Annotated in this window: 3 protein-coding genes (1 of these 3 running past the window's edge); all 3 read right to left on the bottom strand. The window is 74.7% G+C overall.

The window, feature by feature from the left end:
* Tightly spaced (at most 58 nt apart), the 3 genes in view from SM793_RS20760 to SM793_RS20770 form a layout consistent with a single transcriptional unit that may run on beyond the window.
* Positions 1-16,993, bottom strand: partial view of an EndoU domain-containing protein gene (locus tag SM793_RS20760; protein WP_320439727.1) — the start only. It extends 17,339 nt beyond the left edge of the window; 16,993 of the gene's 34,332 nt are visible here — the first part of the coding sequence; its start codon is at positions 16,991-16,993; its stop codon lies off the left edge, out of view.
* A gap of 58 nt (positions 16,994-17,051) precedes the next feature.
* On the bottom strand, positions 17,052-17,366 hold the full coding sequence (locus tag SM793_RS20765) for a hypothetical protein (RefSeq protein WP_320439728.1): 315 nt from the start codon (positions 17,364-17,366) through the stop codon (positions 17,052-17,054).
* The gene (locus tag SM793_RS20770; protein ID WP_320439729.1) at positions 17,359-17,799 is read right to left on the bottom strand and encodes a YbaB/EbfC family nucleoid-associated protein; all 441 of its coding nucleotides are present in this window, start codon (positions 17,797-17,799) and stop codon (positions 17,359-17,361) included. The genes SM793_RS20765 and SM793_RS20770 overlap by 8 nt, the downstream gene beginning before the upstream one ends.
* Positions 17,800-17,967 lie beyond the last annotated feature (168 nt).

A 17,967-nucleotide genomic window follows, 5' to 3' on the forward strand; every position in this document is an offset into this window, starting at 1 on the left:
GGACGGGGCCGCGCTCGGGCACCGGGACGGAGGTCTGGCGCGGCGGGGTGTGGCCGTCCGCGACCGAGAAGTCGACGATCCGGTAGTCCGCGTCCCGCAGCACCGTGATCTCGACCCCGGCGAACCGCACCAGGCTCCGGAACCCGTCCGCGACCGGCTCCTCGACGCCGATCGGCCGCCCGTGGTGGGCCGCGTAGAGGCGCTCCGCCGCCGTCCACTCCCGGGGCAGGCCCCGGCCGGCCGTGTCGCTCAGGTTCGGGGCGACCCGGTCGGCGGGCACCGCGTCCGGCGCCATCGAGTCGGTGGTGGCCGGGCGGCGGCCGGTGGCGGGCGCCCCGGGCTCGGTGAGCGGGGCGGAGCGGTGCGCGTCCGGCGGCAGGACGACGCCGGGCTGCTCGTCCGCCGGGCGGTGGACGAGGTGCCGGCCGTCCCGGGTGATGCCCTCGATCCGGACCCCGTCGGCCTCGCCGGTCCAGTGCTGGGCACCGTTCACCGGGCGGGTCGCGGTCCGGTTCTCGTACGCCGTCCGGACGGCCTCCAGGACCCGGCCGGCCGGCCAGTCCCTCGGGTAGAAGGTGTTGGTCGGGTGGTCCGCGCGCAGGTGCCAGCGGGAGGGGAAGTCCGTTATCCAGGAGGACGGCGTCACCACCGGGTCCAGGAACCACACGGGCGCGCGGTAGGTCCCATTGGGGTGCCCGCCGAACGGGGCGCCGATCCGGATCCCCCGGCGCTGGCCGGCCAGCTCCACCGCGGACGGCTCCCCCGGCCGGTGCCCGGGCGGCTCCGGCGGCTGGTGGTGCGCGCCGGTCATGGTGTAGCGGTCGCCGTAGCGCACCAGGTCCTCGACCCGCTGGCCGAAGCCGTCCGGGAAGGGGTGCCAGGGCAGGTGCGCGGCGGCGCCGAGGCCGCTCTGGTCCTCGGACGGGCGGAAGGAGACGATCTCCGCCACGTCGACCGTGCCGCCGCGCCGGTTCTCGGCCGGGTTGGCGGGCCGGAACTCGGTCCGGGACTCGACCCGGCCCTCGATCCGCACGCCGCCGTACTCGCCGGTGAACGCCCAGGAACCCGAACCGAGTTCGGTGAACGCGTCGCCGCCGCGGCGCAGCGCGTGCTGGTACGCCTGCTCCGCCGCATACACCGCGTCGTCGGACGTCCAGTGCTCCGGGAACACCGTGCGGCCCCGGTCGCGGCCGGCCGGGCCGGCCGCGAGGTCACCGGCCAGCCGGTGCTGCCCGGTCGCGGTGCCGTCGGCCGGGCCGCCGAACACCCGGAAGGTGCCGTTGCGGTTCTCCGAGCCCGGGATCCGGGTCGGCCGCGGCCGGTCCGAACCGGGCGGCGGGACCAGGTGGCCGCCGCCGTCGCGGCCGCCGCTCGACAACCGCCCGCCGGTCCCGTCGAGGTCGCCGAAGAGCGCGGTGCGCCGGGCGTCCTCGTTCACCCGCGGCCTCGGCGGGTGGGTCCCGTCCGGGGCGGGGCCGCGGTCGGCGCCGAACGCGAGGTCGATCACGGCGCCCAGCTGCCGCAGGTTGCGCGCCGTCAGAACGGGTCGCCGGTCGGTGTAGCCCGGGCGGTCGGCCAGGCTGTCGCTGTCGACCAGGGGCCGGTCGAAGCGGTCCCGCGTCGTGGAGGCCATCAGTCCGCCGTCGACGTGGACCGGCCGGGACCGGCCGTCGTAGGAGCCCTCGCGGTACTCGTCCGCCAGCCCGAGCGTGTGGCCGATCTCGTGGGCGATGATCTCGGCCCGGATGTCCAGGCCCCAGTTGCGGTGGTTCGCCCGCTCCTGGTCGGGGTGGACGGCCACGATGTGGTGCGCGGCGCCGGGGTCGTTCACGAACTCGACCCGGACTCGCAGCCGGTCGCCGCCCGGCAGCCGCTGGGTTCCGCCGTAGGTGGCCGCCAGCCCGGCGCGAGCCCGGTTGGCCAGGTCGTCGAGGCCGCGCACGGTGGTGGGGTCGGCCAGATCCAGCGCGGCGGTGTCCAGGTGCACCCGAACGGTCACGAGGGACTCGGTGTCACCGTCGGCGAACCGGATCCGGCTCACCGAGAACCGCTGCAACCGCCGGTCCTCCATGGCGTGTTCGAGGCGGTCCGTGGGCGGGTGGACCTCGTGGGTCCCGAGCACCTGGATCCGCTCGGGTCCGCGCCTGGTCAGCTGGTCGGGCATCCGCTGGTCCGGCTGGCCCCAGAAGTCGCTGATCCGGCCGTTCTCCACCCGCACCGTCAGCCGGACCCCGGCGAAGCTGCCGTGGACCAGTTCGGGCGCGGTCGTGCCGCCGGGCGGCACCGGACCGGCCGGGGCGCGGTGCGCCGAGCCGGCGACCACGCTGGCGGCGTAGCGGGCCTCGTCGGCGGTCCACTCGCGGGGCAGGTTGCGGCCCTCGGTCGGGCGGTCCCAGACGGCGGCCGTGAAGAGCCGCCGCCGGCCGTCGAGCATCGTCTCACCGGAGACCGTGTCCGGGGCGGACGGCGCCTGCGGCTGCCGCTCCGAGGCCAGCACCTCGGCCAGCCGGTCGGTGCCGGCCGCCCGGTGCAGCCTCGGCAGGGCCTGTTCGATGGTGGGGTCCTGGCCGGGGACGAGCCGGACCGGGGTGGCGTCGCGGTCCCGGGTGAACTCCAGCTGGAGGTCCAACGGCGTGTCGCTGCCGCGCTGGTGGCCCTCCAGGTACTCGGCGGCGGCCTGCCGCAGCGTCGTCTCGGCGCGCCGCAGGTCGGCGGGGGTGGCGTGCTCGCCGCCGACCAGCCGGACCCGGGCGGTGACCCGGAGGACCTCGGAGCCGTCGAACATCAGGTCGCGGCGGACCCGGACCGGCCCGAGGCCGGTCGGCCGCACCTCGGTGCCCCGGTGGGCCGTCGTCGAGGCGGGGGGCTGGTAGTCCGGGTTGTCGAAGCCCTGGTGCGGGGCCGGGCGGTGGTAGTAGAGGGCGCCGTCGGGGCCGAACCGGCCCTCGATCCACACCCCGTCGGCCCGGCCGAGCACGACCCGGGAGCCGTCGGGCTCGTCGCGGGTGCGGAGCGGGTGGTCGAGCGCGGTGGTGACGTGCGCGGTCAGCTGCGCCTCGCTCCAGTGCTCCGGGTAGTACACCGTCCCGGGATCGAGCGCGGAGCGGTGCCAGCGGGAGGGGAACAGCGTGGCGGGGGCGCCGGGGGCGACCGCGGGGTCGAGGTGGGCCGCGAAGACCCGGACGGCGCCGTTGGGCAGGGTGACCCGCAGCTGGCCGGGGCCGGGGGTGGGCGGGCGGCGCGGGGCCCCGGCCACCGTCCCGTCCAGGTCGGCCGACTGCCAGGCGGAGGCGGCCGGCCGCTGTGCGACGGGTGCGTGTGCGGGTGCGGGCTGGGTCCCGGCGTCCGCGCCGAGCGGCGGGACGTGCAGCTGCGGCAGGTCCCGCTGGTGGCCGACGCCGGTGACGAGGACGATCTGTCCGTTCTCGACGTGGACCGCGAGGTCGACGCCGCCGTAGGAGCCGCGGACGATGTCGGTCGCGGTCGGGCCGTACTGGCCGTCGTGCTCGTGCAGGACCTGGAGGGCGGCCCATCGCGCGTCGCGGGCCGTCCACTCCCGGGGCAGGCTGTGGGTGACGGGCAGGTTCCGCGGGTCGGCGGTCAGCGCCTCCTGGCTGAACCGGGTGTCCAGGTGGCGCAGTTGCAGCGCGGTCTGCTGGTCCCAGCCGGCCACCTCGGCGGGCCGGTGCTCGCCGGGCCGCAGCGGGCCGGGCTCGCGCAGGTCGGCGGGGACGCGGGGGGCGCCCTGCTGGGCGACCAGGTCGGCGTGCGGGGTGGCGAGGTCGCCCAGGGCGGCGACGATCGCGTTGAACACCTGGTCCTGGCCCTGGAAGGCCAGCGGGCCGAGGACGTCAGACACGTCCGACGCCGCGTCGGGGCGCACCAGCACCTCGGAGAAGACCTTCGGACGGCCGGGGGTGAAGTCGAGGACGACGGCGACCAGCCTCGGCGGCACCCCGTCCGGGCCCGCCGTCTCCAGCATCCGGTCCCGGACGTAGTCGTTGACCCGCTGCTGGACGGCCTCCTCGGCGAACGCCCGGTGCTGGGGCGTCACCGGGCCCTCGACGACGGTGCGCACGGGCACGGTGATCCGCAGGCCCTCCTGCCCGGAGTCGAACAGCACCCGGGAGACGGACAGCGGGCGGTCGCCCATCCAGGTCCCGGTGTCCGGGGAGGTGCTCACCACCCGCCTCTGCTTCCAGTCGGTCATCGGCTGGGTGTCGGTCGGGCGGTGGGCCAGGTGGGCGCCGTCGCGGGAGAGTCCCTCGATCCGGACCCCGTCGGCCTCGCCGGTCCAGTAGTACGTCCGGCCGTCGTCCAGGTAGACCCGGCGCTCGGCCGGGACGCCGTCGTGGGCCTCGTCGACGCGGGTCAGCAGGTCCGCCGACGACCAGGTCCGCGGGTACATGGTGCGCCCGCTGCCGCCGTCGGCGTTGCCGCGCAGGCGCCAGCGGGTCGGGAAGTCAGCGAGCGGGGAGTTGGGCGCGACGGTCGGGTCGAGGAAGGCGACCCGGGCCCGGTAGGTGCCGTTGTGGATCGGCGGGCTGGTCTCGACGACCCGGACGCCGTGGGCCCGGAGGGTGTTGGCGGGGTCGGTGACGTTTCCGGGGTTCAGTTCGTGGTGGAGGCCGGTGAGGTGCTGGCGGTCGCCGTAGCGGACGATGTCCTCGGCGCGCTGGCCGAAGGCGCCGTAGCCCTGGGCCGGGTTGTCGCTGCGGGCCGGGTCGTGCCCGGTGAGGGCCAGCGGGTCGGGCCGGTGCGGGGCGTTCAGCGGCGGGTCGACGTCGGGCTGGGTGTCGGCCGGGCGGAAGGACAGGAACCGGTCGCCCTGGACCTCGCCCTCGATCCGCACGCCCGCGTACTCGCCGGTCCAGCGGTAGCGGGCACCCCCGAGCGGAACCACCTGGTCGGTGCCCAGCGCGTGCAGGTACGCCTGCTCGGCCGCATAGAGCGCGTCCTCACTGGTCCAGTTGCGCGGGAACATCCGGCGGTAGACCGGCCCGACACCCAGCAGGTCACCGGCGCTCAGCAGGTCACCGGCGGCGGACGAGGTGGCCACCTGTCGCGGCCGCGGCAGCGCCGCGTCGGACGAGAAGTCGGCGACCACGACGCCGTTGCGCTCCACCCGCACCACCCGCTCCGGCGCCGGCCGGTCCGAGCCGGCCGGCGGCAGCAGGTGCCCACCAGGATTCCTGGTGCCCCCGAAGAGCGAGGACTGCCGGGCGTCCAGGTCGAACGACGCCCGGTGCGGCAGGTCGTGCGTGTTCGGCACCGGCTGCACGGCACCGAGCGCCTGGTCGATCACGGCCCCCAACTCCCGCAGATTGCGCGGCTGGAGCGCGAACCGGATGTCGGTGCCGTCGGTGACGATCCCGGCGTCCTGGTCGAAACGGACCCGGTTGTTGCCCGCGTGGGTGCCGCCCATCAGCCCGGCGTCGGTGTACGAGGGCCGGGGCGGGATCCCGGGCTCCACAGTGCGGTTGCCGTCCTGGTCGACGGTCTCCTGGTGGAGGCGCCGCTCCCGGTACTCGTCGGGCAGGCCGAGCAGGTGGCCCAGTTCGTGGGCGAGGACGGTGCCGTTCGTGTCCAGACCCCAGAGGCCGGAGTTCTCGCGGATCGGCACCCCCGGCTCCGGGGCCAGGACCTCGACCCGGTGGTGCGCGGCGTCGGGGTCGTCGACGAACTCCAGCCGCACCACCATGACATCGCCCTCGGGCAGCCGGTGGCCGGTGTTGTAGTAGTCGTCGACGCTGCGCCGGGCCCGGGCGCGCAGCTCCGCCAGCGACTCGGTGTGGTCCTGGCCGGCCGGGAGCCCCGTCGTGTCCAGGTGGACCCGCACCACGACCTCGACGGCCGGCGAGCCGTCCAGCAGGAAGCCGCGGGCGGCCTGGAAGCGGCGCAGGTGGGTGCTGGTGCTGCTGTGCAGGGCCCGGTCGGCGGGCGCGGTGACCTCGACCGGGTCGAGGACGGCGGCGAACCCGAGGTCCGGCGCCGGCGCCTCGTGCGCCGGCCGGACCGGCCGCACCGCCAGTACCTCGTCCAGGTCCATCAGCAGGTCCGCGTCCATGTCCGCGTCCATGTCCTCGGAGCGGCGGCCGGAACCGGCGTCGGAGCCGTCCTCCCAGTCCATCAGCTCGTCGTCGGAGGACAGCAGGTCCAGGGTGTCGGCCCGGGAGAACGTCTCCTCGTCCGTGTCCTGGTACAGCTCCATGTCCTCGTCCTCGTCGGAGCGGCGGTGGCCGCCCGGCGAACCGAGGTCGTGCTCGGAGCCCTGGTCCGAGCCGGGGTAGTGCGGCAGCGGCTCGGTCTCGACAGGCTGCGGGGCCGTCTGCCGGGTGCCGCGCTCGGGGATCGGCACGGCCCGCTGGGGCGGCGGGGTGTGGCCGTCCGCGACCGCGAAGTCGACGATCCGGGCGCTCGCGTCGCGCACCACGGTGAGCTCGACGCCGGCGAACCGCACCCGGACGCTGGAGCCACCGTCGAGCGCGGTCGCGGGCTCCAGCGGCCGGCCCGCGTAGGCGGCGTAGAGCCGCTCCGCCGCCGTCCACTCCTCGGGCAGGCCGCGGCCTGCGCCGGCGCGCAGCACGCCGGCCTCTCCGGCGGGCAGCTCGATCGCGCCCAGGTCGGCGACGACGGCCGGGCGACGGCCGGTGCCGGGCGCCGCGGGCTCGGTGAGCGGGGCGGACCTGCCCCGCACCCGGGCGCCGGGCTGGACGTCCGCCGGGCGGTGGACCAGGTGGCGGCCGTCCCGGGTGATGCCCTCGATCCGGACGCCGTCGGCCTCGCCGGTCCAGTGCTGGGCGCCGTTCACGAGGCGCGTCGCGGTCCGGTTCTCGTACGCGTGCTGGACGGCGTCGAGAACATGACCGGCCTGCCAGTGTGCCGGGTAGAACATCCGCCCCGGGTGGTCCGCGTGCCGGAACCAGCGGGAGGGGAACTGCGCCAGGTGCGCCCTCGGGGCGATGAACGGGTCGAGGAACCAGGCGGTGGCCCGGTAGGTCCCGTTGTCGTTGGAGTGGAAGGAGCGGTTCCCGATCCTGACGCCCCGCCGGAAGCCGGCCACCTCCACCTTGGAGAACTGCCCCTCCTGGGGGCGGTCCTGGGCCGGCTGGTGGTGGAAGCCGCTGAGGGTCTGCCGGTCGCCGTAGCGCACCAGGTCCACGACCCGCTGCCCGAAGGCGTCCGGGGACGGGTGCCACGGCAGGTGCGGGGCCGGGCCGAGCCCGCCCTGGTCCTCGGACGGGCGGAAGGAGAGGATCTCCACCACCTCGACCGGGCCGCCGGGCCGGTTCTCGGCCGGGTTCGCCGTCCGGACCTCGGTCCGGGTCTCGACCCGCCCCTCGATCCGCACGCCGCCGTACTCACCGGTGAAGGTCCGGACGCCGGGGGCGACGTCGGTGAACGCCGCGTCGCCCCGGCGCAGCGCGTGCTGGTACGCCTGTTCGGCCGCATACACCGCGTCGTCGGAGGACCAGTGCTCCGGGAACATGGTGCGGTGGCGCTCGCCGGTCCGGGGGGCCGGCGTGGTCGCGAGGTCGCCGGCCAGCCGGTGCTGACCCGTCGTCGCCTCGGCGGCCGGGCCGTCGTACACCCGGAAGGTGCCGTTGCGGTGCTCGGAGTCCGGGACCCGGGTCGGCCGCGGCCGGTCGGAGCCGGGCGGCGGGAACAGGTGGCCGCCGTCGCGTCCGTCGCCGTACAGCGCGGTGCGCCGGGCGTCCTCGTTCACGGTCGGCCGGGGCGGGTGGGTGCCGTCGCGGCCCGGGCCGCGGTCGGTGCCGAAGGCGCTGTCGATCACGCCGCCCAGCTGCCGCAGGTTGCGTGCCTTCAGGACCGGCCGCGGGTCCTCGGTGGTCGGCGTGCCGGGCTGGTGGTCCGAGTCGAGCGTGATCCGGTCGAAGCGGTCCCGGAAGGTGGAGCCCATCATGCCGCCGTCGTCGTGGACCGGGCGGACCCGGCCGGGACGGGAGAGTTCGCGGTACTCGTCCGGCAGCCCGAGCAGGTGGCCGAGTTCGTGGACGACTGCCTTGGCCGGGGTGTCCAGGCCCCAGTTCGAGGCGTTCGGCCGGGGCTGGGTCGGGTGGACGGCCACGGTGTGGTGCGCGGCGCCGGCGTTCTTCACGAACTCCATCCGCACCCGCAGCCGGTCGCCGCCGGGCAGCCGCTGGCCGAGGTCGTAGATCTCCGCCGTCCTGGCGCGGGCGTTCCTGGCCAGTTCCTTGAGGCTGTCCCTGGTGGCCCGCTTCGTCATGTCCAGGTCACTGGTGTCCAGATACACCTTGACGGTCACCAGTGACTCGGTGTCACCGTCGGCGAGCCTGATCCGGCTCACCGAGAACCGCTGGAGCCGCCGCTCCTCCAGCGCGCGCTCGAAGAGGTCCACCGGCGGGACGACCTCACGGGTCCCGAGCAGCCGGCGCCGCTCGGCCGTGGGCGCGGCCAGCTGGTCCGGGACCCGCTGGTCCGGCTGGGCCCAGAAGTCGCTGATCCGGCCGTCCTCCACTCGCACCGTCAGCCGCACCCCGGCGAACTCGCCGTGACGCAGCGTGGGCGCGGCCGTGCCCCCGGGCGGCACCGGGCCGGCCTGGGCCCGGAACGCGGAGCGCGCGACCACGCTCGCGGCGTGGCGGGCCTCGTCGGGCGTCCACTCCCGGGGCAGGTTGCGGCCCTCGGTCGGACGGTCCCAGGCGGCCTGGTGGAAGAGCTGCCGTGCCCCGTCCAGCATCGTCTCGCCGGACACGGTGTGCGGCGGCGGCGGGGCCTGCTCCCGCGCGGCGGCCAGGACGGCGGCCGGTCCGGGACCGGTCGCCTCCTCGTGCAGCCGGGGCACGGCCTGCTGGAGCGAGAAGCCCTCGCCGGGGACGAACCGGATCTCGGTGGCGTCGGCCTCCCGGGTGAACCGCAGCCCGAGTTCCATCCGGGTGCTGCCGTCCCGGTGGCCCGCCAGCAGCTGGCCGGCGGCCCGGTGCAGCGTCGCCTGGGCGCGCAGGAGGTCGGGCTGGGCGACGCCCTCGGCGCCTTCGATCCGGACCCGGGCGGTGAGCCGGACGACCTCGGAGCCGTCGGCCATCAGCTCGCGGCGGACCCGGACCGGCCCGAAGCCGGCCAGGTCCACCTCCTCGCCCCGGCCGACGGTCGGTGCCGAGCCGAGGTCGTACCGCGGGTCCCGGAACGACTGGTGGGGGGACGGGCGGTGGCCCAGGAAGCTGCCGTCCGCGAGGTACATGCCCTCGATCCACACGCCGTCGGCGCGGCCGAGCTTGAAGGTGACGCCGTTCTCCACCCGGGTGAACAGCGTGTTCCCGAGCGCCTCGGTGACCCGCTCGCCGAGGTGCGCCGCGGTCCAGGCCTTCGGGTAGTACACGGTGCCGGGGTCGAGCAGCGAGCGGCTCCAGCGGGAGGGGAAGGCCGCCACCGGCGCGCCCGCCTCCACCACGGGGTCCAGCCGCGCCTTGAACACGCGGACGGTGCCGTTGGGCAGGGTCTCCTGCCGCTCGTCGGCCTGGAGGGCGGGCGGGCGGCGCGGGCCGTCCCGCAGCGTGCCGTCCGTCGCGGTGGGGTGCCAGGGGTTGGTCCGGGCCGCTCCGGCCTGCCCGGCCTGCCCGGCCTGCGCCGCCGCGACGGGAGAGACCTCCGCCACCGGGGTGTTCGACAGCAGGGTGTTCGACTGCAGGGTGTTCGACAGCAGCGCGGCCGGCACGGGGACATCGGAGTTCGGGTGCGCCTGCGGAAGGACCGGGACGTTCGCGGCACCGGCGTGCGGCGTGTGCAGCGGCGGGCCCTCGCCGTCCGTGGCGGGCACCGGCTCGGCACCGCGCCGGGGCAGCGGTCGGGAGCCCTGGGGCGGCGGGGTGTGCCCGTCCGCGGCCCGGAAGTCGATGATCTTGTAGCTGTGCCAGTCCCGGACCACGGTGATCAGGACGTCGCCGAACCGCACCTGCTGGATCAGCTCGGCCCCGACCTGCGTCTGGGATCCGATCTGATCGCCGCGGGCGGCCGCGTGGATCATCTCCTCGCGGGTCCACTGCGGCGGCAGGCCCCGGCCCGCGTCGGGCCGCAGGGACGGGCTGACCACGTCGGCCGAGACCGGGTCCGCGATCGGCCGGGCCACCGTCGCCGGGCGTTCGCCGGTGCCGGGCGGCGCCGGTTCGGCGAGCGGGTAGGAGCGGTGCCCGTCCGCCGCCGGAGCGCCGGGCTGGTCGTCCGCCGGACGGTGGATCAGATGGCGGCCGTCCCGGGTGATGCCCTCGATCCGGACGCCGTCGGCCACGCCGGTCCAGTGGACGGCGCCGTTCACCGTGCGTCGGTCGGTCGAGCTCCGGTAGGCCGAGTCGACGGCGCCGAGGACCCGCAGCGGGTCCCAGCTCCGGGGGTAGAACATGTTGTCCGGGGAGTCCGCGCGCCGGTGCCAGCGGGAGTCGAACTCCGCCAGCCTGGAGCCCGGGGAGGCGACGGGGTCGAGGAACCAGACCGGGGCGCGGTAGGTCCCGTTGGGGTTGGTGTGCACCGGTTCCCCGATGTCGATCCCGTGCACCGCCTTGGCCGCGTCCACCGGCTGGTGGTGCAGGCCGGTGAGGGTGAGCCGGTCGCCGTAGCGCACCAGGTCCTCGACGCGCCGGCCGAAGGCCCCCTCGGAGGGGCGCCACGGCAGGTGGGCGGCCGCGCCCAGGCCGCTCTGGTCGTCGGACGGGCGGAAGGAGACGATCTCCACCACCTCGACCTGGCCGCCGCGCCGGTTCTCGGCCGGGTTCTCCGGCCGGAACTCGGTCCGGTTCTCGACCCGGCCCTCGATCCGCACCCCGCCGTACTCACCGGTGAAGGTCCGAACACCGGGGGCGACCTCGGTGAACGCCTCCGGGCCACGGCGCAGCGCGTGCTGGTACGCCTGCTCCGCCGCGTACACCGCGTCGTCCGACGACCAGTGCTCCGGGAACATGGTGCGGTGGCGGTCGCCGGTCCGGGGAGCGGGGACGGTCGCGAGGTCGTCGGTCCGGGCAGCCCGGCCGGCGGTGAACTCGGCGGTGAAGTCGGCGGTCCGGGGGGCCCGGCCGGTCGCCAGGTCGCCGGCCTGCCGCCCGTTCACCGTCGCCCGGTGGTCCGTCGCCACGTCGTCCGCCGGACCGCCGAGCACCCGGAAGGTGCCGTTGCGGTTCTCCGACCCCGCGACCCGCTCCGGCCGCGGCCGGTCGGAACCCGGCGGCGGGAACAGGTGGCCGCCCCCGCGCCCGTCGCCGTACAGCGCGGTGCGCCGGGCGTCCTCGTTCACCTGCGGTCGCGGCGGGTGGGTGGCGTCCGGGGCAGGACCGCGGTCGGCACCGAAGGCGAGGTCGATCACGGCGCCCAGCTGCCGCAGGTTGCGCGCGGGCAGGACCTGGTGCGGGCCGACGGAGTAGTTGCCCCTGGACTGGTGGTCCTGGTCGACCGCGATCAGGCCGTGGCCTTCCTCCCGGGCCCGGGCCGCCATCAGCCCGCCGTCGAGGTAGACCGGACGGCTTCTCCACGACGCTTCGCGGTACTCGTCGGGCAGGCCGAACAGGTGGCCGACCTCGTGGGCGATGACATCAGCCTTGGTGTTCAGGCCCCATGCGCGGTGGTTCTCCCGGTCCGAGGACGGGTGGATCTTCACGGTGTGGTGCGCGGTGGCGGGATCGTTCACGAATTCGATCCGCGCCCGCAGCCGGTCGCCGTTGGGCAGCCGCTGGCCGACGTCGTAGGTGGCGGCCACCCCGGCCCGGGCCCGGTCGAGCAGCTCTCCGAACCGCTCGGCGGTGCGCAGCTCCACCAGTGGCAGGTCCGTGGTGTCCAGGCGCACCCGGACGGTGATCACGGACTCGGTGTCGCCGTCGGGAAGCCGGATCCGGCTCACCTCGAACCCCTGCGTCTTCCGCGCCTCCATGGCGCGGTCGAAGGCGTCCGTCGGAGGAACGACCTCGCGGGTCCCGAGCACCTGGTGCTGCTCGGCCACCGGCGCGGCCAGCTGGTACGGCATCCGCTGGTCCGGCTGGCCCCAGAAGTCGGTGATCCGGCCGTCCTCCACCCGCACGGTGAGCTTCACCCCGGCGAACTCGCCGTGGTGCAGCTGCGGCGCGCTCGTGCCACCGGGCGGCACCGGGCCGGCCTCGACGGCCCGGCCCGTGGCCCGGATCCGGTGCGCGGCGTAGCGGGCCTCCTCGGCGCTCCACTCGCCCGGCAGGTGGCGGCCCTCCGTCGGGCGGTCCCACACCGCGTCGGCGAAGTGCTGCCGCGACACCTCGACCAGCGCCGCGCCCGACACCGTCCACGGCGCCTCCGGCGGCTGCTGGGCCACCCGCTCCAGGGCCATGGCCAGGTCGAAGGAGCCCGCCGCGTCGCGCAGCCGGGGCAGGGCGCCCAGGACGGTGAGGTCCGCACCGGGGCCGGTCCGGACCTCGGTGGCGTCCTGGTCGGTCGTGAACTCCAGCCGGAAGTCGAGCCTGGTGTCGCTGAAGTCCTGATGGCCGGCCAGGTAGCCGGCGACATCGCTCTCCAGGGCGATCCGGGCCTGCCGGAGGTCCGCCGGGTCGCTCTGCTCGTCGCCCACCAGCCGGACCCGGGCGGTGACCCGCAGGACCTCCGTACCGTCGGCCGTCCGGTCACGGCGCATCCGGACGTGTCCGAGCTCCGGCACCTGGACCTCGGCGCCCTCGGTGTGCTGGGCGTCCGTCTGCCACGGGGACGGGCGGTGGGACAGCAGCGTGCCGTCCGGGTGGTACACCGCCTCGATCCAGACGCCGTCCGACTCGCCGACCACGAAGAGGGTGCCGTCGGGCTGCGGATTCCTCATCTGCGAGGTGCGCACCGCCGCGTCCACGTGGGTGGCCACGTCGGTGGCGCTCCAGGACGCCGGGTAGTACACCGTGCCGGTGTCGCCCAGCGTGCGGTGCCAGCGCGAGGGGAAGTCCTCGATCGGCGCGCCCGGCTCGATGCCGGGGGACCGCTGGGCGGAGAAGACCCGGACCGTGCCGTTGGCCAGCACGGTCTGCCGCAGGTCGCCCACGGCCAGGGGCGCGCGGAGCGGATCCGCGATGCTGCCGCCCGGACCCGTGGCCTGCCAGGCGGTGCCCGGGTACAGCGGAGCGGCGGTGTCGTTGGTCGGGAGCGTCGTGGTGTCGGCCGTCGTGGTGTCGTGCGCCGAAGTGTCGTGCGCCGACGGCTGCGGGAGGTCGGTGCGGCCGGGGTGCGCGGGCGCCGACAGCTCGACGGGCCCGGTGCCGTCGAGCACCGTGTCCCGGAGGGGCGGGAGGTCGCCCCGGTGCGGCGGGAGCGGCCGCGGCGGGGCGTACGGCGGCGGCGGCGCGTCGACCTGCTCGTGGTGCGGCCGGAAGCCGGTGATCACACCGTCCCGCTGGGTACCCGTGATCGTCACACCGGCGTACTCGCCGACCCACACCCGCGAGGCGTCGTCGGTGCCGGAGCGCCGGGAGGCCAGGTGCGCCTGCTCGACCGCGTAGACGATGTGGTCGACGGTCCAGTGCCGGGGGAAGAACGTCCGGGGCTGCGCACCGGAGCCGTCCCGGGCCGGCAGCCGGACGGTGTCGTTGGCGTTCGTGCGGAGCTGTCCGGCGTACGCCGCGTCGACGGAGGGGCGCAGCAGCGAACCGCCGATGCCGCCGTCGCCGCCCTGGCCGTACAGCGCGGTGTCGCGGACCTGGACCGTGATCCGCGGCGGGGCGGGAGTGTGGTCGGCGGAGGCGTTCTCGGGGGCGAAGGCCTCGTCGACGGTGTCGCCGAGGGTGCGCAGGCGACGCGGCCAGTCGGCGGCGGGGCGGTCGACGGCGGGGCGGTCGGCGCCCGGGGCGCGGTGCGGTTCGCGGGGGCCCTCGACCAGGCCCAGGACGCGCCCCAGCTCGTGCCCGATCATCTCCCGGTCGGCCCGCAGACCCCAGTTGGCCTCGTCCTGGTCGACGGCGCCCCGGCGCACCCGCACGGTGTGGTCGGCGTTCGCGGCCGAGTCGGCGAACTCGACCCGCACCTGGAGCCGGCTGCCGTCGGGGAGCCGGTGCCCGCCGTTGTAGGCGGCGTCCACCGCCTGGCCGACGCGCTCGCGCAGCGCGGTGACCTGCCCGGACTGCCCCTGGGGCACGCCGGTGTGGTCGAGGTGCAGCCGCAGGACGAGTTCGGTGACCGGGTCGCCGTTCAGCGACTGGCCGCGCCGGACCTGGTACGGGCGCAGCGGCGGCGGTGCGGGCGTGCCCTCGATCCGGAGGTAGGCGAGCGGCTCGACCCGCCGGGTGTCCGGGTTCGGGCGGAGTTCGGTGAGGGAGTCGGCGAGCGGCTGCTGGTGCGGCGCCAGGGGCAGGTCGGTCTCGTCCCGGCCGGGCGTGCGGGGCTGCGAGGGGAGGTCGCCGGCCCCGGTCCGGGGCGGCGGTGCGGGGGCCTCGGTCCGGTCGGAGTCGCGGGTGACGGTGGTGTCCTGGCCGAGGAGCAGCGAGGCGAGGCTGCTGGTCTGCCGCGGGGCCTTCGGCGTCGGCTCCTGGACGTCGTGGCGCCCGGTGTCGTCGCTGCCGGCCGGCGGGCGCGGCGCGACGGGCGGCTTCGGGTCGTGCGCCGGGACGTGGTCGGGGGTGTGGTTCGGCGTGTGGTTCGGCGTGTGGTTCGGGGCGGTGTGGTCGGCGGTGGTCGCGGAGCTGATGGCCGGACGGCCGGGGCCGCCGGTGGTGTTGGCGGTCGCGGCCGCACCGGGTGCGGGGGCGACGGTCTCGTTCTGGGCTCCGGTCCGGTTGCGGGGGGCCGTCAGCCCGTCGCCCGAGGACTCGGTCGACACCGGGGGCACCGGCCGCTGCCGGCCCGGGGTGCTCTTCTTCGGCTGCTCCTGGCCCGGCGCCTCCCCGGGCTTGCGCTCCGGCGCCTTGGGCTCGGTCGCCTTCTGCTCCCCGGCCTTCTGCTCCCCGGGCTTCTGCTCCGGGGTGCGCTGCTCCGCGGCCTTCTGCTCGGCGTCCGGTGTCCGGGGCTTCGGCGCGACGGCCGGGGCGTCCTCCGACTGGACCTTGACCGGCGTCGCGGGGGCGTGCTCCTCGCCGGCCTTGTCCTCGCCGCCCTTCTTCCCGCCCTGCTCGTTCCGGGCCGAGGGCTCGTCGTGGGCGGGCACCAGGGTGTCGGTGCTGCCGCCGACGGTCCGGGTCAGCGTCTCCAGCAGGGACGGCGCGTGGTCGCCGCGCTCCTCCGCCAGGAGGTCGACGTAGGGCAGCAGTTGCTGCATCCACTCGGCCACCTCGCGGTCGGCCGGCGGGGTCTTGATGTCCACCCCCGCGGCGTTCGATATGCCCTTCTGGATGTCGTCCAGCGAGTTGATCCGGAAGCTCTTGGCGAACTCGAAGGCTTCGGGGTGGCCCATCCTGGGCACCGGGAAGGGCACGAGCTTGCCGGACGCCATACTGGCGAGCGCGGCGAAGCTGATCGGGTGGTAGAGCGGGAAGTTCTTGCTCGCCCCCTGCCCGACCGCCTGGAACTGGGTCTGCTGGACCCAGTCGGCGTAGCGGTGCATCAGCGGCGCCGAGCCGAGGTGCATGACGTGGCCCATCATCGCGGTCATCATGCCGCCGACGAAGCTGCCCGCGGTGACGGTGAACTCGTGGTTCTCGCCGAAGATGAGGTTGTAGAAGCCCTCGCTGAGCACGTTCTGGGTACCGGACTGGATGTAGTTGCCGAGGCCGAGGCCGAGCTTGAACATCTTGTTGCCCTGGGTCAGACCGTCGGCGAGATCGGGCAGGTGCTTGCCCAGCGCGTCCATCTGATGTGACGTCAGGGTCCGGCCGGCATTGCCCTCCTGCTTGAGGACGGTGCCCAGCGCGTCCTTGAGGCCCTCGCTGGCCGCGCCCCGGGCCGCGACGGTCTGCTGGGCCTTGCCGACCCACTTCTCGGCGAACGCCTCGCCCAGCTCGCGGCCGAGCGCCGCGGCCTCCTTCTTGCCGACCTGCTCGCCGAGGTGCTTGACGAAGGTCTTCTCCATCTCCTTGACGAAGGTCGAGGAGAGCGAGCCCTGCGTGGTCTTCCCGAAACCCGCCTGCAGCTGCTCGGCGGACGCCTCCATCAGGCCGCCGAGGTCGCGGGCGAAGGCCCTGGCCTCCGCCTTCTTCAGGGCCTGGTCGGCGAGCCCCTTCGAGGTCTCCTTGCCGACCACTCCGAGCGGGCCCTTCTCGCCGGCCTTGGCGGCGGCCTCGGCTGCGGTCTTCAGCGTGCCCTTGAGGCTCTTCAGCTCACCGTCGACCAGGTAGTCGCTGAGCTTGTCGGCGAGCAGCCGCCCACCGCTCTTGCCGAGCAGCCGGCCCAGCAGCTTGCCCAGTCCCAGCCCGAGCAGGTCGAGCGGACCGCCGAGGATGCCGCCGATGACACCGAAGAGCACCGCCTGCTTGGTGTACTCCCCGTCGATCTCCTTGCGGTTGCCCTGGCCGATCTGCAGGTTCTGGATGATGCCGTCCATCAGCAGACCGCCGACGATGCCCGAGAAGGTGTGCATCGCGATCGTCTTGAGCAGGTACTTCATCAGGGCCGTGAGCGCGACCTTGGTGAGCAGCTTCTTGAGCACCAGTCCGGACAGGCTGGTGCCGAAGCTGAACGGCGCCCAGAAGATCGCCAGCGCGATCTCGACCATCAGCTGCACCAGCTGGGCGATGGCCATCCACTTGGTGTACTCGACGGTGTTGGCCACCTCGCCGGCGCAGTCCGCCAGCGCCTTGGCGGTCTTGGCCGCCGCCGAGACGTAGTCCTCCCCCGCCTTCGCGCCGGTGCTGGAGCGGCCGATGAACGAGTTCATCTGGTACGCGAAGGTGACGGCGGCCTGGCCCTTGAACTGCCGGGCGCAGGAGATCGCCACCTTCTCGATCAGCGCCCGCAGCTCCGGCAGTTCCGTGGCCAACTGCTCGTAGGCGTCCCGAACATCGCGCAGGTCACCCTCACGTACCTCCGGCCAGGGCATGCCGGTGATGATCGTGAAGAACCGCGCGGTCGATTCGTTGACCTCGATCGAGGAGTGGGCCACGGGGACTGCCTGCCGTTTCCGGTTGTGCGGGGGGTTCGGGCCTTCGGCCGCGGGTGGGTCAGAAGCCGTTGGCGATCTCGTTGGCGTGGTCGCCGGCCCGGTCGAGGGTGACGGCGAGCAGCTCTCCGTTCTCGCCGACCGAGCCCACGGTGGAGCCGATCCGCACCAGCAGCTCGTAGAGGTTCTTGGTGCCGTCGTCGACCTGGGCGTGGTACTGCTTGCCGACCTCGTCGTGGCCGCCCACCTGGAGGTTGATCGCGTTGATGTGATCGGCCTCGGTGGTGAGTTTGGCGACGAAGTCCTTGAGCTCGAAGAACTCGGCGAAGCTCTTCTTGAGCATCGCCGTCTTGGAGGTGGTGTTCGGGCTAACCACGGAACTCCTCCTGGCGGTCGGCCTTCTTCTTCCGCTCGTCGGCGTCGTAGCCCGGGCGCATCGCCCAGAGCGGTTCGAGGATCTCGTCCAGTTCGCTGCCGCCGGTCATCGAGAGCCGCAGCGTCTCGCCGATCCCGTCGAAGCGGGAGATCCGGTCGGCGACCTGCTTGCCGACGTCGGCCCGGGCCTCGTTGAGCACGTCGGTGAGGATCTTGGCGAGTTCGGCGGGCGCCATGTCGCGGTAGTCGTTGGTGTGGAAGGTGAGCGAGACGACCTGGCCCTGCGAGCCGACCTTCGCGGTGACCATCCGGTCCTTGGAGGTGACCGAGCCGGTGAGCTCGTTCATCTCCTGCTGCATCTCCTCGGCCCTGGCCAGCTCGGTCTGCATCTCGGCCATCGCCTGGGCGATCTGGTCCGCGAAGGGGTTGCTCATGCGCTCTTCCTCTTTTCTCCTCGTGGTCGGGTGCCGCCCGGTCCGCCGGGGCGGGCGGAGCGGGCGGCACCCGGGTGCGGTCGGCGTCCTGAACGTCCTGAGCGTTCTCAGTGTCCTGAACGTCCTGAACATCCTGAACGTCTTGAACGTCTTGAACGTCTTGAACGT

This window comes from Kitasatospora purpeofusca (assembly GCF_034043715.1).
Lineage (GTDB): Bacteria > Actinomycetota > Actinomycetes > Streptomycetales > Streptomycetaceae > Kitasatospora > Kitasatospora purpeofusca_A.

Bases quoted from the DNA above. Each gene is read 5' to 3' on its own strand.
- SM793_RS20770 (WP_320439729.1), bottom strand. From the start codon at position 17,799: ATGAGCAACCCCTTCGCGGACCAGATCGCCCAGGCGATGGCCGAGATG.